Genomic DNA, 25659 nt, shown 5'->3' with positions numbered 1-25659 from the left:
CAATTCGTTTAAAGGATTATAACTTAACACTTAAATTTAAACCATAGGTGCGCACAGGCGGCACACCGCCTAACTCCATACCGGGAAAAGTGGCATTATAACTCGATTCGGGATCGATATTATCCGTCTTTTTCATGATAATGAATAAGTTACGCCCAACAAAACTTAAATTGAGACCTTTAATCTTATTGTTGAACATTTTTGCCGGGAAATTATATCCCAATATCACCTGTCTGAATTTGACAAAGCTGGCATCCTGAACAAATTGTTTTGATACGTTGTTGGCATAGGTGGTATAATAATTGGCTGCATTTATACCCAATGCATCGCGGTTTTCTAAAGTAGCCTGGTGAAGTCCGAAAACATAACCGTAGTAATCGGTTGCCGAGAAAATTTTTCCACCCCATTTACCATCAATTAAGAAAGATAGGTTAACACCTTTATAGCTAAATTCGTTATTCCAGCCTGCACCCCATTTCCCATAGGCAGAACCGTAAGCTTTTAATTCGCCTCTTTCTGCCGCTCCGTTGGTATCCTTAACAATATTTCCGCTGGCATCGTATTTAAAATCGTAAGCCATTACCTGTCCAACTGGCAAGCCTGCTATGTTTTGTAAAAAACCAACATTACTTCTTGAAGTGGCCAGTAGCTGAGAAGCGGTACCTGGTGCCAGCGTAATTACCTTATTATCGTTGTACGATCCGTTTACGCTTGATGTCCAGCTGAAATCTTTATTTTTTAGCACCACGCCAGAGATTAATGCTTCGACACCCTTGTTTTGTAATTCGCCGATATTTAAAGTGGCACCATTGTAACCAGTGGTAGTTGAAGTAGGTACATCCAGAATTTCATCACTCGATTTTTTGTTATACCAGGTCAGATCAAGATTTAATCTATCGCCAAAGAAGCGCATCTCAGTACCAATTTCGAGCTCTTTCGCTTTCGAAGCAAATAATGATGCATTTGGGATAGATGAATTTACGATATTCCCAATCGGACTTCCGTTAACCGTTTCGCTGCGCAGGTTATAATACAATTGCGTTTTAAACGGTAAGGCTCCTTGCCCCACTACAGCGTATCCTGCCCTTAATTTACCGAAGCTTAAGAAAGATGGCTTCCATAGTTCGGAAAAAACGAACGAACCGCTAATGGCGGGATAAAATACGCTTAGTTTATTATCTTTTCCTGGTGTTGCTAAAGTAGAAAACCAGTCGCTTCTTCCACTTCCCGTTAAGTAAAAGATATCTTTATAAGTAAATTCTAAAGTACCATAAATGGATTGTGTTTCCTGATCGCTTTGGGTAACGCTAACCGTTTTCCCGCCGGTATTGGATAGGGTATAGATTCCAGGTATCTGGAAGGAACCGCCCTGGTTAGTAGTTTGCGTTAATTTGGTGCGGCGATAACTAGCGCCGATATTTGGCGTAATCGAAAAATCGTCTATTTTGAAAGATTTACCGATTAAACCATCCACATTGATATCAGAAAAATTTGTTAACTGTTCAGTGTAACCTCCATCCAGATCGTAAGCCGTTCCGGAAGGTGTTACGCCCAAATAGGTCTCGTTATACGCATCTCTACCAGCTCTTGCCTGCAAAAATAATCCATTATCGAAAGTATATTTTGCATTGGCCGAACTTAGTAAACGTTCTTTTTTGGTGTTATGGATAAATTCGTAAGCTGCAAACCAGGGATTAGTTGCGTAAGGATTACCTGTATTATAAAGGATTTCGTTTCCTTTATCGTTTTTCCATGGTTTTAAATCATTAATATTTATACTGGTTGGTAAAAAAGCAGCGTTGTAATTGGCATTACCAGCACCATCCGAAACCATTGGACGGTTTTTAGCTTGCTCTAAAATATAGTTAAAACGCGCATCCACAACCAGGTTTTTAACCGGATCGAAAGTACTTGACAGGGTAAAATTCTGTCTGTTCAGGCCTGAGTTAGGTACAACAGAATTGTTGTGCAAGTCGCTTCCCGAAACGCGGATTACCCCGCCGGTAAAGGTTTTATTTAATGCTAAAGTATTGGTAAAGCTATTTCCCGTTTTATAAAAATCCTCGATATTACTTTGCTGAGCGGAATAAGGCCTGCTTACTCCATCAAATTGTATCACATTCGAGCCATCCAATCGCGCACCCCAACTCGATCCGCCCGTAGAGGCTGCAGCGAGTTGAGTAGCTGGTTTTTGTCCATTTACACCCTGACCATAAACATACTGCCAGTTTGTCCTGTCCATCACCTGCTCGCCCACATAGTTGCTGTTAAACTCTATGCTGTTTCCCTTACCACTTTTTGTGGTGATTAAAATTACACCAGCTTTGGCACGATAACCGTATAATGCTGCTGCTGCCGCCCCCTTTAAAACCGAAATACTTTCAATATCATCGGGATTTAAATTGCCGATGGCATCACCACGGTCGGGCGCATTATCATATTGCCCGCCAGAGTTACCAACGGAGTTTGCGTTGAATCTGCCCACCGGCTCGCTCTCCATGGGAATACCATTAATTACATATAAAGGCTGACTGCTTTGGCCCAGACTGGAAACACCGCGGATAATAATACTGGTTGCTGCACCAGCACCACCTGACGTTGAACTAACATCTAAGCCGGCAACTTTACCTACCAATGAGTTTAATACACTATTTTCTCTTGCCTGGGTTAAGGTTTCGCCGCCCACTTGTGTAACCGAATAGCCTAATGCTCTTCTTTCTTTCTTAATACCTAAAGCAGTAACTACCACATCGGTTAGTTGCTTGGTATCTTCTGTTAACACAATATCAATAATGGTTTTAGTCCCGATTGAAATTTCTTTGGTTTGAAAGCCTGCGTAAGACACAACCAGAACTGCATTTTCGGGAGCATTTAATGCAAACTTACCGTTTATATCAGTAGAGGTACCAATACCGGTACCTTTTACCCGCACACTGGCACCGGGTAAAGCACCTCCAAGTGCATCTTTTATCGTTCCCGAAATCGGGACTTCCTTATTCTTGCTAATGACAATTAAGCCGCCATCAGAAACAGAATATTTCAGGTTGGTTCTGTTTAATATAGCTGCCAGCACATCCGTAACCAAAGTATTGGTTACAGTAATGCTTACATCCCGGTTTACAGGTACGTAAGAAGAGCTGTAAACAAAATGGTAACTGCTCTGCTGCTCAATAATCTGTAAAACCTTTGCCAGCTTTGTTTTCTTGACATCTAACGAAATTTTTTCCTGGGAAAAAACAGATGCTGAAACATTAAGGCAAGTAATGAAAACCATAATACAGGCTAGTTTCATTAGCATAATGAATTTTAAAAGCATCCTGTATCTCGGATGCCCTTGCAGTAAGTAATAATAAATCATATTTTTGTTTTTTTTGGTTGCATAAGTTCTTGGCAGCAATCTGTTTGCGCATAAACTGCCATTAATTAATCAAGAAAGAAACCTATAAGGGCGGTGCTCCAACACCGTCCTTTTTTTGGCCTTATTTCGAAATGGTTATCTGTTTTCCTTTTATCTCATATTTAAAATTATTTTCGGTTGCTTTTAATGCGTGTAAAACTTCTTCAATACTCTCGTTGGTAATGGTTGCTGTAAAACGGTATTTTTCGATCTCAGGATCTTTGAAGCTGATTTCTACGTTATACCATTTTTCGAGGACGTTTTTAATTTCATCAAAATCCTGATCGTAAATTTCGATCCGGTTCTGGGTCCAGGCGGTTTCTACAATGGTACTATCTTTAATTTTAGTGTAATGGTTTATAGTAATTTCTGGCTTTGGTGTAGTTGGTTTAACCAGTTTGTTATGCTGCTTTGGAGCCACAATTTTATAAAAAGTAACTTTCTGGCTGGGTTTTAAAGTAATGGTACCGCCATTACCACTTACGGCTTCCATGGTAATTAAACCGCGAATCAGTGTTGCTTCTGATGTAATTTCGTCGGGGTAAGCTTTAACGTTAAATGCAGTGCCCAGCACATTGATGTTAAAATCGCTGGTATGTACTTTAAAAGGTCTGTTTTTATCGTGCGCCACATCAAAAAAAGCTTCTCCGGTTAAGGTTACCTCGCGGCATTTATCGTTAAAACCTTTGGTAATGGTTAAATTACTTTTCGCATTCAGCAAAACAGAGGTTCCATCCTGCAGCATAATTTTTTTACGCTCGCCGCTTTTAGTGGTAAAACTATATAACTGCTGTACTGCGTTCTGGTTACCTTTATTAAAATATAAGCGATATAAAAGTGCTGAGCTCAACACCAAAACTATCGCTGCTGCGATTTTTAACCAACCATAACTTTTAAGCTTTACAGTTTCAATTACCGGAAACATCGTTTCTGCTAAATTTTCGCGCTGTTTATTTAAGGGGCGTTTATTTCCACTCAGTATCACATATAATTTTTTTGCCTCTGCTATCACCAATGCCTGCTCGGGATGGGCATTAATGTATTTCTCCCAATATCCAATGCAGAGTGCATCTGTTCCAGCACAATACTGCTGAAAAGTACTATCGACAAGGAAGTCTTCTGCATTGAATTTACTTCTATCAACCATTTTATTTTTGCCTTTTATATATCAGTGCCTAAAAGCTTTACTTTTTCCTAAGGAAATTTTAACTTTTTTTTAACACAACGAAATATATGCCCTGAAGAGCTCGGGAGAAGGAAATTTAATTTCAACAAAATGGTCTATTTATTCGCTAATTAATGGCAAGTGAAATAGGACGGTGCACAACCGTGAATGAATTACCGGTAAGCAAATGATCGAATGAACTAGCCCTTAAACTCTTTCCTCAATATTTTGAGTGCATCGTAAATGGTATTGTAGGCTGTTTTAATAGTTTGATTGGTTTGTTCGGCTATTTGCTCATAACTAAAACCATCAAAAAACTTTAAATGGATAAGCTGTTTTTGGCGGAAGGTTAGTTTTTCTAAAGCACTTTTGAGCTGATGTTTCACCAGTTCATCGCTTTGTACTTTTACAATAAATTCTTCATAACTCATTTCCATCCAATCGCCATCGGCACCTGCATTAAAAAGGGCATCGTTAATTTTGCGCTTTCTTTCGAGAATCCGTAGCAGTTTACGTTTAAGAAAGGTTCGGAGATAGGCTTCCACATTTTCGACCCTTGCCAGGGTTTCGTGTTTTTCCCAAATGGTGGTAAAAACCTGATCGGTAGCTTCGCTTGAAGTATCGGCATCGGCGCATACCCTAATCCCAAAATTAACCAACGGATAATAAAGTTCTGCATAGAGATCAAAAAACGCATCCTTATCGCCGGCGCGTAGCCGTTCCCAGAGTAAGTGATGCGTTAGTTTATCTTTCATTGAAAATGCGTTGTTGTTAAAGCAATATTAACTAAAAACAACAAGATTATTACCAACTTGCTTAATAAAGCGCGCAGGTTTTTAAAAGGATCCAGCCATCCCCCGCAGGCGTTAAATCCTGTGGGGGTAGAAATTATTTTAAAGCCGTTTTACTGAAAATATGGTACTCACCAGGAGCCAAATTTGCGGTGTAGGTGTTGGAAGATAAGCTCATGCTGGTGCCAGTAGCATCGAGCCATGCACCGGTGGCTCCAAAATCGATATTAGCGGCCTGATTTACCACGTCGAAATTGCCTACCACAATTACAGTATTGGTACCTTCGGTTAATTTAATGTATTTAACGTCTCCGGCCAGATTATAAGTAAAACTGGTTGAATTAAAAATACTGTTGTTCTTTTTTAGCCTGATGAATTTTGCATAGGCATCGTATAACGCCTTGCGGTTAGGATCGATAAAATATTCCCACCTGATGGGTTTATCGCCGGTTCGGCCATTAAAATCGATGCTCACATCGTAACCCAACTCACCAAACTGCCAAATCATTTTAGGGCCCGGCATGCTGAATAAAAAGGCAGCGATTAATTCTTCCCTTTTCAAAGAAGTAGCCAGATTGCCTTTTATCATATAACTACCTGATCCGTTGCCGTAGCTGATGTTTTTAAAATTTAAGCGTTCTTCATCATGACTTTCGCCATAGCTTACCAGGTTTTCTGATTTAACAAAACCATGGTTGGTATAAAAGCCCCATTGAAAATTAGAACCGCCCAGCCAGCCCATCGTAGCTTCGTTCATATCGTGATTCAGGTTGTTCCAAAGCATCATACCATCATCGGCCAAAACCTTCTCTTCTGTTTCTTCTGCAAAATGCTCCAGTATTACATAAAAATTAGGATCTACACTTTTAATATAACTGTTGTAGTCTTTCCAGATCGCAATACGGCCGGCATCATAAAGCCTAAATTGTGCATCATCGGTTGATGATTTCTGGGTAAAGCCTTTGGAAAGATCGAAGCGGAAACCATCAATTTTGTACTGCTCCATCCAAAATTTGATGACATCTTTTGAAAACTTTTTCGTTGCCGCACTTTCGTGATTCAAATCGTAACCTACGTTGAAAGGGTGTTTGGCATCAACATTAAACCATGGACTCGAACCAGTTGGCTTTGAACCGTCAAAATATAGCTGCACCATCGGCGACTGACCAAAGGAGTGGTTCAGTACCATATCCATAATTACCGCAATACCTTTTCCGTGGCACTCATCGATAAAATTTTGCAAAGCCGTTTTGGTACCATAATATTTATCGGGTGCAAAATAGAATGATGGATTATAACCCCAGCTCAAATTGCCCTCAAACTCATTAACAGGCATCAGTTCTATCGCATTTATGCCTAAACCGATCAGGTAATCTAATTTGGCCAGCGTTGAAGCATAGTTATGATCGGCAGTAAAATCGCGTACCAATAGCTCATAAATAACCAGGTTGTTTTTATCAGGTCGGCTAAAACTGGTGTTTTTCCAGCTGTAAACCGGCTGATTGGCTTGCATGATGCTCACAATTCCGGTCGTTTTTCCGGTTGGATAGGCTTTCAGATTGGGATAGGTAGCCGCCGAAATGTAACTGTCGTTATCGGGATCTAAAATCTTTTCGCAATACGGATCAGCCACTTTAAGGTTTCCATCAACATAAAACTGATAGGCATATTCTGTATTAGGGTTCAGGTTATCTAACTGAATCCACCAGTAATTTCCATTGGGAGTATTTTTCATTGCCGATGAGGTGGTAGACCAATTGTTAAACTCACCGATTAAAGAAACCGTTTTTTTTCCTGGCGCATAAAGCGTTACAATGGCCGATGTTCCATTATTAATAAAAATAACGCCATCTTTTGCCCCGGCGGGTAAATCGGATGTTTGGTTTACCGGCGTAGGTTCAGGCGTATTGTTAGTCGCTTTTTTGCAGGCGGTATGCGTTGCTGCCATTAACAGCAAGAGATAAAATACTTTTTTCATTTGGTTAGAAATTATTTTTTATAGACTCTCGTCATTGCGAGGAACGAAGCAATCTTACTACGACCGCATTAAATTGCTTCGTCGTTCCTCTTCGCAATGACGTTTAACTTATAAGTAAAAAGGTTAAACACTTCTATTTTCTTCTACTTCCAGTTTAGAAGCCAGCACCTGGTCGGTTTTCTTTTCGCGGATAAATAAATAACAAATTACAGCGGCGAGAATCATTAAGCCGCCACCCAACTGAACGGCCAGCAGCCTGTCGTTATTTAACACATTGCGCATTAACCAGCCAAAACCTAGTGAGGCAATAATTTCGGGCAGTACAATAAAGAAATTGAAAATCCCCATATAAATACCGATTTTATCTTTCGGTAACGAACCGCTTAGCATGGCATATGGCATAGAGAGAATACTTGCCCAGGCAATGCCTACCCCTGTCATACATAAATACAACATATTTTTATCGTGCACCCAGGCCACGCTAATTAAACCAACAGCACCGCAAATTAAACAAAGGGCGTGTGTGGTTTTTCGACCTAAAGCATCTGCAATTTTAGGAAGTACCAAGGCAAAGAGAAATGTAACCACGCTGTAGTATGCCAACGTTAAACTACCAAAATCGGCACCATGTGCATAAACCGGATCGGCCGCATCTTTACCCCCAAAAACATTAACGGCAACCGCGGTGGTATAATAAAACCACATTAAAAATAAGCCCGGCCAGGTAAAAAATTGCACAAGCGATACCACCTGCATCCTTTTAGGCATATTACGCAGGGCATGAAAAATCTCTCTGATCCCACCTCCAAAACCACTGTTACTTGCTTTTTCTTTGAAATTAACATCCTGCGGGGGATATTCTTTGGTTGTAAGTACCGTCCACATTACAGCGGCAAAAAAGAAAAATGCACCGATATAAAAAGAGAACTTTACATTTTCGGGAATGCTGCCCTGCTCCGCAGTATTGGTTAAATGAAAAATATTGTTCATGATCCACGGTAAAGCCGAAGCTACACTCCCACCTAAACCAATCATCATGCTTTGCATAATAAAGCCCCGGTTTACCTGACTATCGGGTAGTTTATCGGTTACAAATGCGCGGAAAGGTTCCATGGCGATATTGCCAAAAACATCTAAAATCCACAATAAACCGGCAGCCATCCACAACACACTGCTGTGCGGCATAAAAATCAATGCAATACTACTAACAATAGCCCCTATTAAAAAATATGGCCTTCTTCTGCCCCACTTAGGATGCCAGGTACGATCGCTCAGATAACCAATTACCGGTTGTACCAGAAGTCCGGTTAAAGGAGCTGCTAAAAACAATAGAGGAACCTGATCGGGATTGGCACCAAGGTTTTCGTAAATACGCCCCATGTTGGCCCGTTGCAAATCCCAACCAAACTGGATACCGAAAAATCCAACGCTCATGTTGATAATCTGAACCAGTGTTAATTTCGGGTTCTCGAATACTGTTTTTAAACTCATGGTACTTAATTTGTTTTACCACAGAGGGCACTAAGTTTTACACAGAAAACACTGAGTATTAAATCTGCTCTGTTTTGTCTGTGCTTTTTCTTTGTGTACGCTGTGGTTAATATTGTTAAAATTCTATTACCTGTGCGCTTATAGGCGCCAATGTTACTGGTATAGCCGTTCCTACCGGAATATTTAATTTTTTATCACTCAGCAAATCCGTAACCGGAGATGAAGATTTTACTTTTAAAATGTGATCGGGTATTTCGATGCTGGCCGTTAAAGTTTGGCTTCGATCAAAATTGGCTACCACTAACAGCCGCTGCTTGCCTGAGTAACGGATAAATGCATACATGCGATTGTTCATATTGCCACTAACCGGAACCTCATAAATTTCGCCATGTAAAACAGCATCGCTACTTGTGCTTACCTTTAAAAGTTGTTGATAATAGGCCCTTAGCTTTTTTTGATCAGCAGTTAATTTGCCGCCATCGAAAAAACCTCCGTTCATCCATTGCTGTTGATTTGGAACACCCCAATAATCAAAAATTGTAGTGCGGTTATCGTCGCCGCCAAAACCCTCCTCGCCTTTTCCGGGTTCGCCAACTTCCTGACCGAAATAAAGCATTACAGGGCCTGCGCCTAAAGTTGCCGAAATAACCATAGCAGGGAGCGCCAATTCGGCCTTGCCTGCAAAGCCTGCAGAAGCAATACGCTCTTCGTCGTGGTTTTCTAAAAAGCGTAACATGCGATCGCCAAACCCGGCACTTTCTTTCTGCCAAACCCTACCTATATCTTTTACATCAGCGTTTGATTCGTTCCTGATCAACCTTTTTAAGCCATCATACAAACCAACTTTATCGTACAAATAATCGAATTTACCCTCGTCTAAATATTGTTTATAAACTTGTGGATTATAAGCTTCACCCAGAAAAATTAAATCCGGTTTTGTTTTTTTAACCTGCGGGATTACCCAGTTCCAAAAGGCAATGGGCACCATTTCTACCATATCGCAACGGAAACCATCAACTCCTTTATTGGTCCAATAAATTAAAATATCACGCATTTTTAACCAAACCGGTGGGATAGGATCAAAATAGGTTTTCTCTCCATTCTGGTAATCTACACCATAATTTAACTTGATGGTTTCGAACCAGTCATCGTATTTAGGTTGCGCCGCAAATACATTATTCCCTGTGGCCTTTGCCGGATTTTCATCAAATGTTCCGTCTTGTAAAACCGCAACGGACGTTTGTTTAGGTTCATATTGAGGTACCTGAAATTTTTGACGGGGGATGTAATAAAAATCATTTTTAGGGCTAAAACCTTTGGTTACATCATCCTGCGCACCAAAATCCACTACATTTTTGGGTTTGGCATACGAATGGTAGCTCCGCGCAACATGATTGGGCACGAAATCGATAATCACTTTCAGGTTTTTAGCATGTGTTCTTTTTACCAGTGCTTCGAACTCCTTCATCCGGTTTTTAACATCAACAGCTAAATCGGGATCTACATCATAATAATCACGGATGGCATAAGGCGAACCGGCCCTTCCTTTCACCACATCGGCGTCATCTACCTTTATTCCATAAGCAGAATAATCGGTTAAACTGGCGTGGGCAATGGCCCCAGTGTACCAAACATAATTTACGTGGAGCTCTTTAATGCCATCTAAAGCTTTATCGGTTATATCGTTAAACTTACCCGAACCATTTTGTTGGATGGTACCGTAAGGAATATTGGCTGTGTTTTTATTCCCGAATAAACGGGGCAGTAACTGATAGATAACGATTTGTTTATCGTTCATTTTTCCGTGCTGTTTTTGTGCAAAGGATTGGGTAGCGAGTATTATAAAGATAGAGAAAAGGGTTAACATCCTCCCCCTGCCCCTTCCAAAGGGAGACAAGAGTGATATTTGAAAATTTTTCTTGTTAATTGAAGATTGCGGGGCTTCCCTTCTACCTTCAATCTTTAAACCCTCTACCTTTATCATACCAACTCGGCGTTATTTACTTCAATTTCGGCATTTCCTTCCAATTTATAAACCTGATTTCTGATTCCGATTTCTAAACCTACAGCGGTATTATTTTTTATGCTGATACCATTTTCGGTGATATTGATTTTTAAGGTAGCTCCCCTGAAACCAATGGTAAACGAAAACGATTTCCATTTGCCCGGCAAGAAAGGGTTAAATTGTAGTTTGCCGTTACGCACGCGCATGCCTGCAAAGCCTTCTACCACGCTCATCCAGGTACCTGCCATCGAGGTAATATGCAAACCATCTTCGGTATCGTTATTATAATCGTCGAGATCTAAACGTGCGGTACGCAGATAAAATTCGTAAGCACGGGCCTCATCATTCAATTTTGCTGCTAAAATACTATGCACACAAGGTGATAAAGAGCTTTCATGAACGGTACGCGGTTCGTAAAAATCGAAATTACGTTTCAAGGTATCCAGATCGTAATCTTCTTCAAAGAAATATAAACCTTGCAAAACATCAGCCTGTTTGATAAAGCATGAACGTAATATGCGGTCCCAGCTCCATTTCTGATTAATCGGCCTTTCGCTTGCTGGCAAATCTTTAACCAGGATCTGCTCTTTATCCAGATAACCATCCTGCTGTAAGAAAATGCCCTGTTCCTTATCTTCAGGATAATACATCTTTTCGATGATATCGGCCCAATCTGCAAATTCTTTCTGATCGAATTTTAAGCTTTTAATCAGGCTGTTGTATTTTTCTGGTTGTTGTTGTTTTACGGTTTTAGCAGCTTCAGTCGCATATTTCATGCACCAGGTAGCCAGCAAATTGGTGTACCAGTTGTTGTTTACGTTGTTTTCGTATTCGTTAGGTCCGGTTACGCCAAGCATTACGTATTGCTGTTTTTCGTTACTCCAGTTAACACGTTGTTTCCAAAAACGGGCAATGCCGATGAGTACTTCCAAACCGTAATCAGACAGGTAACTTTCGTCGCCGGTGTAACGGATATAATTGTAAATGGCAAAGGCAATGGCACCGTTGCGGTGAATTTCTTCGAAAGTAATTTCCCATTCGTTGTGACATTCTTCGCCGTTCATAGTTACCATCGGATACAGCGCTGCTCCATCTTTAAAACCTAGCTTAGCTGCATTTTCAATAGCTTTACCCAATTGTTTGTGGCGGTAAACCAGCAGGTTTTTGCTTACTTCCTGCGGAGCAGTGGCCAAGTAAAAAGGCACACAATAAGCTTCAGTATCCCAGTAGGTAGAACCTCCGTATTTCTCGCCGGTAAATCCTTTCGGGCCAATATTCAGGCGATCATCTTTACCAGTGTAGGTTTGAAACAGCTGAAAAATATTAAAACGGATAGCCTGTTGTGCAGAAACATCGCCCTCAATAACGATATCACTTTCTTCCCATTTGCTTGCCCAGGCCGTTGCTTGCTCTTGCAATAAGGTGTCGAAGCCTTTAGCTGTGGCTTTGGCAATAACTGCTTTGGTTTCTTTTAAAAGAGTTGTTTTAGGGTAATTTTCGGAAGATAAATTAGCCGCGATTTTAATTAGTGTTACTTCTTCATTTGCGTTTACAGCTACAGAAAATGTTTGACCCACAAATTTTTCTTTGCGTACATCAGTGGCACCAATATTTAATTGCTGGCCGTTTTGGTAAACCTGAATGTGGCTTCCGGTACAAACTTCAAATTGGGTTTTCTTGGTACTTAACTGAATGTAAGCTTCAGCACCCGAAATTTCGTCAGTTACCTGATCCCAGAATTTTTCATCGTAATTGCTATCCTGGTTTTTAACATCACCATCAATAAACGGGGTTAATGTTAAGGTTCCATCGAAATTTAAAGGTGTAATGCTGTAACGGATGGCACCTACTTCATCATCGGCAATGCTGCAAAAGCGGGTAGATTTAACTTTAACTGTTTTACGACTTTTTAATTTCGCGGTGAAAGTACGTTCCAGGTATCCTTCGTGCATATTTAATACACGTTTAAAATCACTTACTTCTGCAGTAGCCAGATCGAGCACTTCTTCGTCTATTTTAACTTCGATACCAACCCAGTTTGCTGCATTTAAAACTTTAGCAAAATATTCAGGATAACCGTTTTTCCACCAACCCACACGTGTTTTATCTGGATAATAAACGCCTGCTACATAATTACCCAATAGGGTTTCGCCGGTGTAAGTTTCCTCAAAATTGGCTCGCTGCCCCATCCGGCCGTTACCCAAACTGAAAATACTTTCCGAAATTTTATTTAAATGTGGATCAAAGCCTTCTTCGATAATGTTCCACTCATCTGCTTTAATGTAATTTTTCATTTTCTAGTATCAAGTAGTTTGTATCCAGCTGTAAGACGTGACCAAACTTTATTTTATATTATTTAAAGGGAGTGTCGGGTAATTAGTATTATGAGTATCAAGTAATGAGTATCAAGATTAGCTAAAATATCGCCTCAAAATCCAGCCTAATATTTATTACTTAACTGATACTTGCTACGCCTTTACAACTCCTCTAAATCTTTAACTGTTAATTTATCCAATCCGCTTACTACCTTGTCGGCTTTGGTAAGCACGCTTTTTTCACCAATTCCAATGGCTTTCATCCCACCTCTTTTGGCTGCTTCTACCCCTGCAACGGCATCTTCAAAAACCACACATTCTTCTGGCTTAAAGCCCAAGAGTTCTGCGCCTTTTAAAAAAACTTCGGGATCGGGTTTTGATTTGGTAACCCTATTGCCATCTACAATTTCATCGAAAAAATGCGCAAGTTGGGTACGTTCTAAAATGATTGCCGAGTTTTTACTTGCCGAACCCAGTGCCAGTTTATAACCCGCCTGATGTATCGTTGTAAGAAAATCGACTGTGCCCGGCAAAACCTCTGCAGGTGTCATTTTGGCAATCATATCTACATACCAGCTATTTTTTAAGGTAGCCAGTTCTTCTTTTTCGGTATCGGTTTTATCTACACCTCCCCAGGCCAAAATCTTGTTTAAACTTTCTACCCGGCTTACCCCTTTCAATTGCTCATTCTGCTCTTCGGTAAAATCGAAGCCCATGGTATTGGCCAAACGTTTCCAGGCTTTATAGTGGTAAACAGCTGTATCAACCAGTACACCATCTAAATCGAAAAGACAGGCCTTAATGGAGGCTGAGGGCGAAAGGTTAAAGGTGGAAGGTTGGGTATGATTTGTATCTTGCATTTTGTTATATTTTTATCAAGTATCATATAGCGAGTATCGAGATAGAATACCTGGTTTTACTTTCCGCTTTAGTCTTTCTACTTTTAGCTTTTTTAATTTAGCTCCAGTACCAAAGTTGTTTTGGCCGATACTTTAATTTCTTTAAAAACTATAGTTTCGTTGGTAAGCACATTTCTGGCTGCTGTAATTCCGGCTGTGCGTTCAACAAACCTTTCGGTGTTTAAGTTTTTCTCTTTTTCAGTATTGTTTACAATTACCATTACCGTACCTTTTACATTGGCTGTGTACCGGAAATAAACATAAACATCATCCTGTGGCACAAACTGCATTAGCTTTCCACTATGCAGGGCAGTACTGTTTTTTCGGAAATTGGCCAGGGTTTTAACAAAATTAAAGGCTTCGCTTTCTTTCCCTGTACGACCATCGGCTAGGAATTTGTCTTTCTTATCGCCTTCCCATCCACCCGGAAAATCGGCACGTACCAGACCATCTGGATTGGAGAAGTTTTTCATCAGAATTTCGGTACCATAATACATTTGCGGAATGCCGCGCATGGTTAATAATATGGCCATTCCCATTTTATACTTATCGAAATCTTCGTTTACTACCGAGTAAAAACGGCTCATGTCGTGGTTATCGAGTGCAATACAGTTCCGGGTTGGATCCTGATATAAAAAATCGTGTGCAACTACATCGTATAAACGGTTTATGCCATCTGTCCAGCCATTTTTACCATTCAAAGCTTCGTAAATGGCATCTTTAACTGCCATATCGGTAATACCTGGTAAATGCGTATCGAAACCTCGGTTTACCGTATTGCCCTGGGTGAAAAAGGCCTGATTGGCCACTCCGTTTACAAAGGTTTCGCCAAAAATTGACAGTCTGGGGAATTCGGCTTTAATTTTAACTGCCCAATCGGCCATATAAACAGGGTCGTTATAAGGATAAGTATCCAAACGCAGGCCGTCGATTCCGGCATATTCGATCCACCAGATGTGATTTTGAGTTAAATAATTTTGCACGTAAGGGTTCTGCTCGTTTAAATCGGGCATAGAAGGTACAAACCAGCCATTCAACATTTGTTTACGGTCGGCAGTAGCGGCATGTGTATCCATTACCGTTTGATCGCGGTAACTGGTTTGCGTATATTTTGGCCATTGGTTTAACCAGCTTTTCATTGGTAAATCTTTATAAAACCAATGCTGGGTACCAATGTGGTTGTGTACAATATCTTTAATCACTTTCACCCCCTTGGTATGGGCCAGTTCTACATATTGTTTGTAGAGTGCATTGGTGCCATAGCGGGGGTCGATTTTATAGTGATCGGTTACGGCATAACCATGATAAGAGGCTTGTGCCATATCATTTTCTACCTCCGGAGTCATCCAAACGGTGGTTACGCCTAAATCTTTAAGGTAATCGAGGTGGTTTATTACCCCTTGTATATCGCCACCGTGACGGTAGTACATACTATCGCGGCTTAAAGCTGTTTCCTTTAAACCCTTAACCACATCGTTGGTTTTATCGCCATTGGCAAAACGATCGGGCATTAACAGGTAAATGAAATCTTTTTGCGTTATACCCTGAATCCGGCCAGCGCTTTTATCGCGGTTTTTTAATTCATAGCTGTAACTGAATATTTTTTTGCCGTTTATCAGAAAATTGATTGGAAACGTTCCCGCCTTTACGGTTGATGAGAGGCTTAAATCGAGGAAAAGATAATTTGGGTTTTCGACCTTATTAATTTTAACCAGTTTAACGCCAGGGTAATTTAAGGTAACAGTTGCATTGGCAATTTGATTGCCATGTACCAGCAATTGCAATTTCGGGTTTTGCATACCGCTAAACCAGAACATCGGTTCGATACGTTCTAATTTTTGGGCAAATAGGTTAACACTGCTTAACAGCGTAACCAGGGTAAGGAATACTTTTGTTAATCGCATACCATTTGTACAGGCATGGATTTTAGTTTGAGCATTATTTTTTAAAGAAAGAACGGAAGGAAAAATAGCTGAGGTAAGAAATCTGATCATGCTTAAACTTTGAAAAGGTTTAAAAACCCTGCAAAGATCAAATGATCCTCACAGGGCGATTTTAGTTAATGATTAATTTTTAACGAGGGTATATTTATTCCCTGCTACATCCAGCGTAATGGTATAATTACCAGCAGTAGCTACTGCTATATCAGCGCCACCAGCAGTTAGATTGCCACCACTGCCACCAAGGTTAACATCCCATTTGTGATCTTGTCGGAATTTAATTGAACCAACAGTGAGGTTTGTTGTTACTTTCCAGGTTCCTTTACCATCATTGATAAATTTCATGTCGGTATCGGTATCCCATTTGCCGGGAGTTGCATCGCCAATAATTGCCCAAACTTTAGCATCCTCTATTTTAATGGTTTTGGCTGTCATGTTTACCGTTACTTGTTTTAAGCCGGCAACACCTGAAGCGATATCTCCACCCGAAGTGCTAATTGCTCCGCCACCTGCATCGCCATAAGCTACATCCCATTTCTTTTCGGGAGTGATTTTAAAATTACCACCATCAAACTTGATGATACCCACGTACGTTCCATTACTGCTTAGTGAAACCAGACTATCGGCAGTTGCCGGGTTCCAGCCCTGATAGTTACCAGGAACATAAATCCAGGCTGAGGCCAAATAAGGCGTTGCACTTAAGGTAATGATATTCGAATAGGTTAAATCGTTTACTGCTGCGCCCGATTTTAAACGCACTTCAACCTGGGCAGCCACTCCAATTTTTCCTCCTAAAGCTAAAATCATGTTATTGATTTCGGTTACCGTTGGTGCATAGGTTTTAGCGGTAACCACAATCTCTTTCGGGGCAGCAAAGTCGGTACCCTTTAAAGCAAACTGCAAGGTGGTGTTTACAGGTACCACATAGCCTGTTGATGTAGCCAAAGGATAGCTTAGTGTTAACGCTACCTGTGCCCCGCTGGCTTGTACTAAATTTAATGTAGTAGTTGATGCAGTAAGCGTTCCTGCCGTTCCAACCACTGAAACCGTTTGGGTTTCGTCTTTTTTGCACGACCAAAGCGATAAGGCGATGAAGCAAAAGGCTAAGGTTTTGAAAAATATTGATTTCATATCTTATTAAATATTAAGATTAATAACCTGTGTTTTGAACCAGATTCGGGTTGGCAATTAAATCTGCTGCCGGAATCGGGTAAATGTTGCGGTGAGCTGGAATGGATGTTCCGGCTTTAACACCACCTTTAAATGGCCATAAGTAAGTAGAACCGGTAAATTTTCCGTAACGTACCAAATCTGTACGGCGGTGACCTTCCCAATACAACTCGCGACCACGCTCATCCAGGTAAAAATCGACCGTTAAAGCCGCTGTAGTAACATTACCATTTGCATTACCGTAAGCACGTTGGCGTAGTGCATTTACATAAGTTAATGCCTGACCAACTGTACCACCAGAACCACCGCGTGCTACTGCTTCACCATAAATTAAATATTGCTCTGCCAAACGGAACAAAGCAAAATCAAGCGAGCTGAAAGTTCCGTTTAATGATGCAGGAATAGTATTGGTACCTATAATGTTTTTAAACTTGGTTACACGCAATCCATCGGTAAATACACCAATTTCATCAACTGTGCTTTTAGCACCGAAAAAAGTACCCCGTTTATCGGCATTTCCATTTGCATCAGGAAATAACGCAGGCAGGTTTTGACGGGTTCTGTTTCCTCCCCAGCCACCATTTGGCACACCGTAAGAGGCAGTACCCATATCGGCATTAATACCGGCGTTGATGATGAAAGTAGTACCACCATAATTGGTACCATTTACGCCGTCATAATTAATTGTCAGGATGTTTTCGGTGTTGTTGATATTATTATCAGCTTTGAAAAGATCCATATAATTAGCTTTTAAGCTATAGTTAGCTGCAATTACTTTACTAGAATAAGTAATGGCTTCAGTATATTTAGCTGTACCGGTATACACTTGTGCGTTTAGGTATAACCTCGCCAATAAAGCCCAGTCGGCACCTTTATCTGCACGACCATATTCATTGGTACGTGGTTCAGCTAAATCGCCTTCAATTGCTTTAAGTTCTGATTCTACATAAGAAAACAATGCAGCTCTCTGAATTTGTTTTGGAGCCACTTTACCAATCTCGTCGTTTTCGGTAACGAAAGGTGGGTTACCAAAAGCATCTAACAATACCCAGTATTGGTATGCGCGTAAAAAACGGGCTTCAGCGCGGTACTTTGCAATAGCAGTAGCATCAGCACCTGTAATATTGCGCGAGGCCAGTTTTTCTGGCGTACTTTCGCGAAGGAATTCGTTACAAACTGTAATCTGTAAAATGCTTCTCGAATATAAACCTCTTAAAAACTGGTTATCTACACTTGGCGTTCCATAATCCAGTTCAGGAATACCAGTATCGCCCCAGGCACAAATGGCCTCATCGGTAACCAGCTCCTGCGAGGTCCAGAATAAGCGTAAAAAATCTGCGAAACCAGAGTTTAATCCACCAATATCACTATTATCCGATCCGGTAGAACTGGTTAATGCATAAGTAGCATACAGTTTAACCAAACCTTGTTTATAACCTGCCGGAGTAGCATAAACGGTTGCCGAAGTAACATCGTTGGTAGGCAAAACGTTCAGGTCACCTTTTTTGCATGAATTTAATGACAACAATAAAATACCTGATGCCAATATCGTTCTAAATGAATTTTTCATCTCTATCTCTTTATTAAAAACCAACATTAAAACCTAAGGTATATGTACGCGGACGTGGATACAGGTTGTAATCGATACCGCTACTTAGCTCAGGATCAATTCCATTGTAGTTCGTTACCGTAAAAACGTTCTGGCAGTTTGCCGAAATCCTTAACGAAGCAGTTCCGTTTTTAGATAATTTTCCGGCATTATAAGAAATACCTGCATTATCCATTTTCAGGAACGAAGCGTTTTTAACATAATAATCGCTCAGGAATTGGTTGTTCTGGAAATTGGTAGACAAGAAATCGGTTGATGCATTGTTGATTACCCCCGACGGACTTAAGATATTTGATCTGATTCCAAAGTTTGATGAAACGTTATCGTACACATAGTTGCCGAAATTGGCCCTAAGTGATGTGGTAAAGCTCCATTTTTTGTAAGAAAAAGAAGTATTAAAGCCAAGAGTAATACTCGGATCTGGTGATTTATAGAAATACTGATCGCTGGTATTGATTACGCCATCTTTATTCAAATCTTCATATACACCTTCCAATGGTTTGCCATCGGCATTATAAACCTGTTTATACACATAAAATGATCCTGGAATCTGATTAACCGCATTGTATTTTAAGGTTACACCAGTACCGCCAGTAATATCGCCAGCACCAACTTTCGAAGCCGGATCGGGATTAAGTGTTAGATTGGTTACCTTTCTTTTGTTGTATGCAACGTTTACGCCTAGATCCCAGCTGGTGTTTTCGGTTTTAATGGCAGCGAAATTTAAGCTGGCCTCAGCACCCCTTACATCCATATTACCCACATTGGTGGTTAATTCGTTATTGAAGTTGGTACCCACCGGAATGTTGATTTTACTTAACAAATCGGAAGTTTTTTTGTAGTACACATCAATACTTCCATATAAACGGCCTTTCATAAAACCGTAATCCAAACCTGCGTTGTAAGTTGTAGTGGTTTCCCATTTCAAATCCGGATCGTAAGCAGCCGGTGTGTAATAATTATAGAAAGTATTACCAATCTGATACTGACCGGTGTTGCTGTTGGCATAATATTTAGATAGGTAATCGTAATAACCAATACCATCTTTATTACCCGTTTGACCGTAGCTTAAACGCAATTTCAGGTCAGAAACCGATTCGCTGTTTTTAAGGAAATTTTCGTTCGAAATTCTCCAGGTAAAGGCAGCTGAAGGGAAATAACCCCAACGGTTTTTCTCCGAGAATTTAGAAGAAGCATCGGCCCTTAAAGTACCAGATAAAATATATTTATCGGCCAAAGTATAAATGAACCTTCCGTAGTATGAAAGCAATTTATCGCGATCAGTAGAGAAAGGGAAAACTGGTACTACCTGCACCTCACCTGTTCCTTTGTACGAGGTAAAATTGTAACCTGTTTTTGAGTTATCGTAATAACCGTAACCTGCTGTTACATCGAAACGGCTTTTAATACTTGCCGCCGTATGTGCATAGTTTAGGTAAAACTCAGAAAGCTTATTGGTTTCAGTATTTAAAGAATGCGTGTAGGAACCTTGTGTGGCTACACTTTGAGCCGCAAAAATAGGAACATGCACAGCCCCGTGACCTTTAGATACATCGTAACCTAAATTTAAATTAGCGTGCAATTCAGGTAAAAAGTGAAAAGAGTAATCGAAACGTGCATTTCCAAAACTTCTTTCGGCTTTACCATTGTTATCGTTAAGCCTAATCAGGGCTACCGGGTTACGTGGTGCATTCGGGTTTACCGAACCATCGCTTCTTAACCATTCGAAATAATTACCAAATTTGTTGCTGGCGGTAACCGATTGGGTTGGATCGAATTGAATAGCAGAACCTACAGCGCCAGAATTGGCAAAATGCGAATCTGTTAAAGCTCCTTTCAGGTTCAAATCAATTTTCAGGTGATCCTGAAATAATTTTGGTGAAATACTGATTGCACCTGTACCACGCGAAAAATGATCGGTAAGTAAAAGTCCCTGTTGATCTAAATAACCTGCCGAAACACGGTAAGGCACGCCTTTAAATGAACCGGCAATACTTAAGCTGTTATCGGTTGAGAAAGCATTCTGATAGATTTCGTCCTGCCAGTCGGTATTAGCGCCACCAAGTAAGGCGGTAAATTTCTTACCATCATCATACGAAGCATTTGGATTGGCATTTACAAAACTGCGGATTTGTTCAGAAGATAAAATATCTACCTTTTTAGCAACAGTTGCAATAGAGTTATTCGTACTGAAATTGATTACCGGAGCGCCTGAAGCACCTTTTTTAGTGGTAATTAAAATTACCCCGTTCGATGCCCTCGAGCCATAAATGGCTGTTGCATTCGCATCTTTTAAAACGGTAAAGGTTTCGATATCGTTCGGGTTAACCAATGATAGCGGACTTGGTGCATTGCCAATTGAGTTTCCGCTGAAAGGTACCCCATCAATTACCACCAAAGGATCGTTGCTGGCATTAAGCGATGCACCACCACGGATACGGATGGTACTTCCCACACCTGGCTGACCGCTGTTGGAAACGATGTTAACCCCTGCTACTTTACCCTGGATAAGCTGCTCGGGTGTTGTAATGGTACCTTTTTGAAAATCCTTGGCATTTACAGTAGTGATAGATCCCGTTAGGTTTTTCTTCTCGGCAGTACCGTAACCAATTACCACAACTTCGTTGAGTTTTTGTGCATCGGGTACCAATTGGAAATTAACAGTAGCGTTTGCCGAAACGCTCACCGTTTTATCGAGGGTTTGATAACCGATAAAACTTGCAGATACGGTTATAGAACCGTTTGATAATCCTGCCAGTTTAAAAACACCATTCGCATCAGTCGATGTACTTCTGGTTGTTCCTTTAACAATTACGGAAGCACCAGGTAATGGTAAGCCGGTTTCATCAAGCACTTTACCAGATACCGATCCGGTTTGTGCTTTTACCATTAATGCTGAAAAAACTAACAGCACCAAAAGCCCCTGTTTTAACAGGTAAAATACTCTCATATTTGAAGCTCGTTTAAGTATAAAAATTTGGTTAAATATTATAGTGATTTACACATAGGCCTAATTTACAGCACATAATGACATTTCAAAATTTATTTAAAAAATATATTTGGCACCATTTTTTGGCCCGAAATTTCTGGCTAAAAAATTCATTTTTCGACATAACTAAATTCAACGTTAAATTATTGTTAATTCATTAATTATCTAATTATCAATTAATTATAAATGTTAAATTTAAAAATAAAGTGTATTTTTTACACTAAGCCACTTTTAACCGATTTTTCGGGAACGTTCCCGAAAAATCAGAATCATTTTCGGGTCAATTTTCGGGAACGTTCCCGAAAACAAGTCGAAATTCTGCGTATTTTACACTAAGTGTCGATTTTTTTTTGAAATTTTTGAGCTAAAAAAAGAACGGATTTTCAGGCCGTTTTTTAGCCTGTTGAAGTCGAATTTCTTTTGATGATTTTAGAGGTCAAAACCACCTCATTTGCAGTGTTTTTATTGGCGTTATCATCCAAAATAGAGAACAGCAACCGGGCCGCCTCTTCCCCTATTTCGGTGGCCGGCTGGGTTATGGTTGTAAGTGACGGGTTGAGTAAGGGTGCAATCTCCAAACTGGAGAAACTGATCACCTTTAAATCAGTCGGGATATCGATCTTTAAATCGTAACATGCGTAGTAGGTAGCAAAAGCCAAACGTTCTACAGAAGTAAAAACCCCGTCGGGTTTTAATCCGGTTAATGCATCTTTAATGATGATGCTGTTTTCTTCGTAACTGTTACTGCAATCTACAATCAAGTGCTCATCAAACGGAACCTGGTATTTAGCAAGCGCATCAATATAGCCTTGCATACGGGTTTTACCAATAGATAAACTTTTATTTACCACCAGATAGGCAATACGCTTGCAGCCTTGTTCTATCAGGTGTTCGGTAGCCAGAAAACTGCTGTCATAATCATTTGTAATTACGCGGGGGGTATCAATATCTTCGTAAATCCTATCGAAAAATACCAGAGGTAGCCGTTTTGCCCCAAATTTATTCAGGTAATTGTGGTCGTTGGCTTCGCCAGATACAGACATGATAATACCATCGGCCCTGCCATTGTGCAGGTGGCGGATAAAAGTAACCTCTTTTTTGTAATCATCGTCGGTTACGTAAATGAGGATATGGTAACCGTTTTCGCGTGCTACCCGTTCTATGCCGTGTATAGCCTGCGAGAAATAGTTATTGGCCAGTTCGGGCACAATAACTGCAATGGTTTTACTTTTTTGCTCGCGCAGATTGCTGGCGTAGTGGTTGGGCTGATAGTTTAATTCTTTTGCTTTGGCTAGTATGCGCTCTTTGGTAGCCACGTTAATATCGCTATTATCCCTGAAAGCCCTCGAAATTGTTGAAGTAGATAAATTTAAAGCCTTCGCTAATTTCTTAATATTAATACTATCCATTTTTGGCGATTAAATTCAATTAACCTGAATTAATGCTGTAAATATAAAGCATAAAAATCCTAAATAATTTATAAGCACTGCAAATTATCTGTTTAGTAGGGCTAAAAAAAATTAAGAACACATAACCAAACAAAGGAAAACCGAGTTAAATTACCCGTGATTTTTAATTGTTTTCCCAATAAATTATATCATTTTTAAGGCCCTGAACTAGCAAATAAATATTTACTTTTTTAAAACAAAAAGCATATTTAATGTATTAATAGTTAAAGGTTAATGATCATGTTTGCTTTTACAAAATGTAAAGAAGACTGAATGGAAATAAAACTACAAAATGGGAAATAAGAAAATACTCATTGCAGACGATGACGAAGGCATTGTTGACGCTGTGACGATGATTTTGGAAGTGATGGGCTATGATGTTGATTATACTTATGACGGCGGGGCGGTAATAGATGCGGTAAAAAATAAGCCAGATTTAATTATGCTCGATATCTGGATGAGTGGTTACGACGGCAGGGATATCTGCAAACAATTAAAAAATGATCCGAAATACAGCGGAATCCCAATCCTGATGATTTCAGCCAGCAGGGATATCAGACAATCGGCTATGGATGCCGGAGCCAACGATTTTATGGAAAAACCCTTCGAAATGGATTCTCTGCTCAATAAGGTAGATCATCTTTTAAACTAAGCGTCTTGCCATTACTGATCTAACGCTTTAAAATAAATCCGCTCAGGCAATTGTTTAAATACAAATTCAGTAACATGGCAAAGCCAAAGCCTGTGGTTTTTAACTTCGCCTTTAAAGGTTTCCAGTATATAATCGCCACCGCCACCCAGGTTTTCATCGCGCACGTAAACGAGTTCTAAAATTTCGGCCTGCTCAAAATGCTGATCCGCCATGAGCAATTTACATTCGCCTGCCGATGCAGCAATCCAGTTTAGCAAATCATCGGCTCCCTCAACCATTTGCAGGTCGCCGGAAGCTCCGGCCCATTCTGGAATATCGGCATACCATTCGTGTTTTGCATTTTTATAAAAGCGGATCGATCTTTCCATCTTTTGTAAAGAAAAAAAATCTAATCCAATAATGCTAAAAAAAATAGCGAAATTTAAGCAAAATTAATCCCTGCTACCCCCTACTCTGGCTTGCTTTTTTAATTTGCAACCTTCATTAGGAGTTACTGCGGGTTAGGTTTTAACCATTCATGTCGGAAGAAAACAATACGGTTTTAAGGAAAATAATCCACATTGATATGGATGCTTTTTATGCATCGGTAGAGCAGCGCGATTTTCCGGAATACCGGGGCAAACCAATTGTGGTTGGCGGTAAACCCGATAGTCGTGGCGTGGTGGCTACTGCAAGTTACGAAGCCCGCCAATTTGGGATCCGTTCGGCCATGTCGTGTAGTAAAGCCTACCAGCTATGTCCTACGGCTATTTTTGTATATCCGCGTTTCGATGCCTATTCTGCTGTTTCAAAGGCCATCAGAGAAATATTTAGCCGTTACACCGATCTTATAGAACCCTTATCTCTTGATGAAGCTTATCTGGATGTTACCGAAGATAAATTGGGCATTGGATCGGCAATTGATATTGCCCAGTCGATTAAAGACGCCATTAAAAACGAATTGAACTTAACAGCCTCAGCCGGGGTATCTGTTAATAAATTTGTGGCCAAAGTAGCTTCTGATATGAACAAACCAGATGGCTTAACGTTTATTGGCCCATCAAAGATTAAGGCTTTTATGGAAAAACTTCCGGTTGAAAAGTTCTTTGGTGTGGGTAAAGTAACCGCCGGCAAAATGAAAGCCATGCAGCTTAACACGGGAGCCGATTTAAAGAATTTAACAGAATCGCAGCTGGTTGCTCAGTTCGGTAAATCGGGTAGGTTTTATTATAAAATTGTACGTGGAATAGATGAGCGGCCGGTACAAGCCCACCGCGAAACAAAATCAGTTGGTGCTGAAGATACACTCCCCGAAGATACCAACGACGATGCTGTAATGCACGATTTGCTGAAACAGATTAGTGAAACAGTAAGCAAACGTTTGGAAAAATACCAATTGAGTGGTAAAACAGTTACCTTAAAAATAAAATTTGCCGATTTTAAGCTCATTACACGTAGCAGGTCGTTTTCTACACCTATTTACCAGGCAGAGGTAATGTATAAGGAAGCGGTTAAGCTGCTTGAAGAAGCAGAGCTGGGTGCATCAAAAGTAAGGCTGCTCGGCATTACTTTGTCGCGCTTTTATGAGGACGGATCGGTTGAGAAGCCGGAAAGCAACCAGCTGGAGTTTGAATTTTAGTCTACTGCTGTTATTTACCATATGAGACATTTAAGGGCATATAAGCGTATTCGTTCAAGTTCGTTTTTACAGGTTGTATAGAAATAGCTATTCATTTGCAACGAATTAAAAATGCGACAGAGTCGCGAAGCTAAAGTGCACGCGTTAATAAACGCGCACAAGCCAAAAGTGCTAATCGAGTAGGAAGATAGG

16 protein-coding genes are annotated in these 25659 nt (G+C 40.3%); 2 read left to right on the top strand and 14 right to left on the bottom strand.

The genetic code is table 11. The features are described from left to right. Positions 1–16 precede the first annotated feature (16 nt). The 13 genes from DBR40_RS20000 to DBR40_RS19940 all read right to left on the bottom strand — a co-directional run bounded on the left by DBR40_RS20000 (position 17) and on the right by DBR40_RS19940 (position 23158). Positions 17–3292, bottom strand: a complete 3276-nt coding sequence (locus tag DBR40_RS20000; protein ID WP_233603945.1) for a SusC/RagA family TonB-linked outer membrane protein — start codon at positions 3290–3292, stop codon at positions 17–19. 187 nt (positions 3293–3479) lie between these two features. Beyond that, positions 3480–4544, bottom strand: a complete 1065-nt coding sequence (locus DBR40_RS19995; protein WP_124561524.1) for a FecR family protein — start codon at positions 4542–4544, stop codon at positions 3480–3482. A 218-nt stretch (positions 4545–4762) separates the two neighbouring features. Next, positions 4763–5317, bottom strand: coding sequence for an RNA polymerase sigma factor (locus tag DBR40_RS19990; RefSeq protein ID WP_124561523.1), 555 nt, complete (start codon positions 5315–5317; stop codon positions 4763–4765). A 133-nt stretch (positions 5318–5450) separates the two neighbouring features. Beyond that, positions 5451–7331 carry an alpha-amylase family glycosyl hydrolase gene (locus DBR40_RS19985; protein WP_124561522.1) on the bottom strand — a complete coding sequence of 627 codons (1881 nt, stop codon included), beginning with the start codon at positions 7329–7331 and terminating at the stop codon, positions 5451–5453. Between the two features lie 123 nt (positions 7332–7454). Continuing rightward, positions 7455–8822 (bottom strand): MFS transporter, encoded by a 1368-nt coding sequence (locus DBR40_RS19980; RefSeq protein ID WP_124561521.1) that lies wholly within the window; start codon positions 8820–8822, stop codon positions 7455–7457. Positions 8823–8937: 115 nt separating this feature from the next. Next, the gene (locus tag DBR40_RS19975) at positions 8938–10806 is read right to left on the bottom strand and encodes an alpha-amylase family glycosyl hydrolase (protein ID WP_233603944.1); all 1869 of its coding nucleotides are present in this window, start codon (positions 10804–10806) and stop codon (positions 8938–8940) included. After that, positions 10803–13121 carry a glycoside hydrolase family 65 protein gene (locus DBR40_RS19970; RefSeq protein ID WP_124561520.1) on the bottom strand — a complete coding sequence of 773 codons (2319 nt, stop codon included), beginning with the start codon at positions 13119–13121 and terminating at the stop codon, positions 10803–10805. The genes DBR40_RS19975 and DBR40_RS19970 overlap by 4 nt, the downstream gene beginning before the upstream one ends. Positions 13122–13303: 182 nt before the next feature. Further along, positions 13304–14002: a beta-phosphoglucomutase gene (pgmB, locus tag DBR40_RS19965; RefSeq protein WP_124561519.1), complete on the bottom strand. Its 699-nt coding sequence runs from the start codon at positions 14000–14002 to the stop codon at positions 13304–13306. 92 nt (positions 14003–14094) lie between these two features. After that, on the bottom strand, positions 14095–16035 hold the full coding sequence (locus tag DBR40_RS19960) for a glycoside hydrolase family 13 protein (protein ID WP_233603943.1): 1941 nt from the start codon (positions 16033–16035) through the stop codon (positions 14095–14097). 72 nt (positions 16036–16107) lie between these two features. After that, positions 16108–17112, bottom strand: coding sequence for a SusE domain-containing protein (locus DBR40_RS19955; protein ID WP_124561518.1), 1005 nt, complete (start codon positions 17110–17112; stop codon positions 16108–16110). Positions 17113–17131: 19 nt separating this feature from the next. Further along, positions 17132–18721 (bottom strand): RagB/SusD family nutrient uptake outer membrane protein, encoded by a 1590-nt coding sequence (locus DBR40_RS19950; protein WP_124561517.1) that lies wholly within the window; start codon positions 18719–18721, stop codon positions 17132–17134. 13 nt (positions 18722–18734) lie between these two features. Beyond that, a complete protein-coding gene (locus DBR40_RS19945; protein WP_124561516.1) occupies positions 18735–21710 on the bottom strand; it encodes a SusC/RagA family TonB-linked outer membrane protein in 2976 nt (991 codons plus the stop codon). Positions 21711–22144: 434 nt separating this feature from the next. Further along, positions 22145–23158, bottom strand: a complete 1014-nt coding sequence (locus DBR40_RS19940; RefSeq protein ID WP_124561515.1) for a LacI family DNA-binding transcriptional regulator — start codon at positions 23156–23158, stop codon at positions 22145–22147. 331 nt (positions 23159–23489) lie between these two features. Here DBR40_RS19940 and DBR40_RS19935 point away from each other — a divergent pair, with 331 nt between their 5' ends. Further along, positions 23490–23849 (top strand): PleD family two-component system response regulator, encoded by a 360-nt coding sequence (locus DBR40_RS19935; protein WP_124561514.1) that lies wholly within the window; start codon positions 23490–23492, stop codon positions 23847–23849. Between the two features lie 11 nt (positions 23850–23860). Here DBR40_RS19935 and DBR40_RS19930 read toward each other — a convergent pair whose 3' ends face one another. Next, complete coding sequence (locus tag DBR40_RS19930; RefSeq protein ID WP_124561513.1) at positions 23861–24217, bottom strand: DUF6717 family protein; 357 nt, start codon at positions 24215–24217, stop codon at positions 23861–23863. Between the two features lie 149 nt (positions 24218–24366). Between DBR40_RS19930 and dinB the strand changes: the two genes are divergently transcribed. Next, a complete protein-coding gene (gene dinB, locus DBR40_RS19925; RefSeq protein ID WP_124561512.1) occupies positions 24367–25467 on the top strand; it encodes a DNA polymerase IV in 1101 nt (366 codons plus the stop codon). The last annotated feature ends 192 nt before the right edge of the window (positions 25468–25659 follow it).

The sequence above is a fragment of the Pedobacter sp. KBW01 genome (assembly GCF_003852395.1).
Taxonomy (GTDB): domain Bacteria; phylum Bacteroidota; class Bacteroidia; order Sphingobacteriales; family Sphingobacteriaceae; genus Pedobacter.
This window is presented reverse-complemented; position numbering and strand designations above follow the sequence as displayed.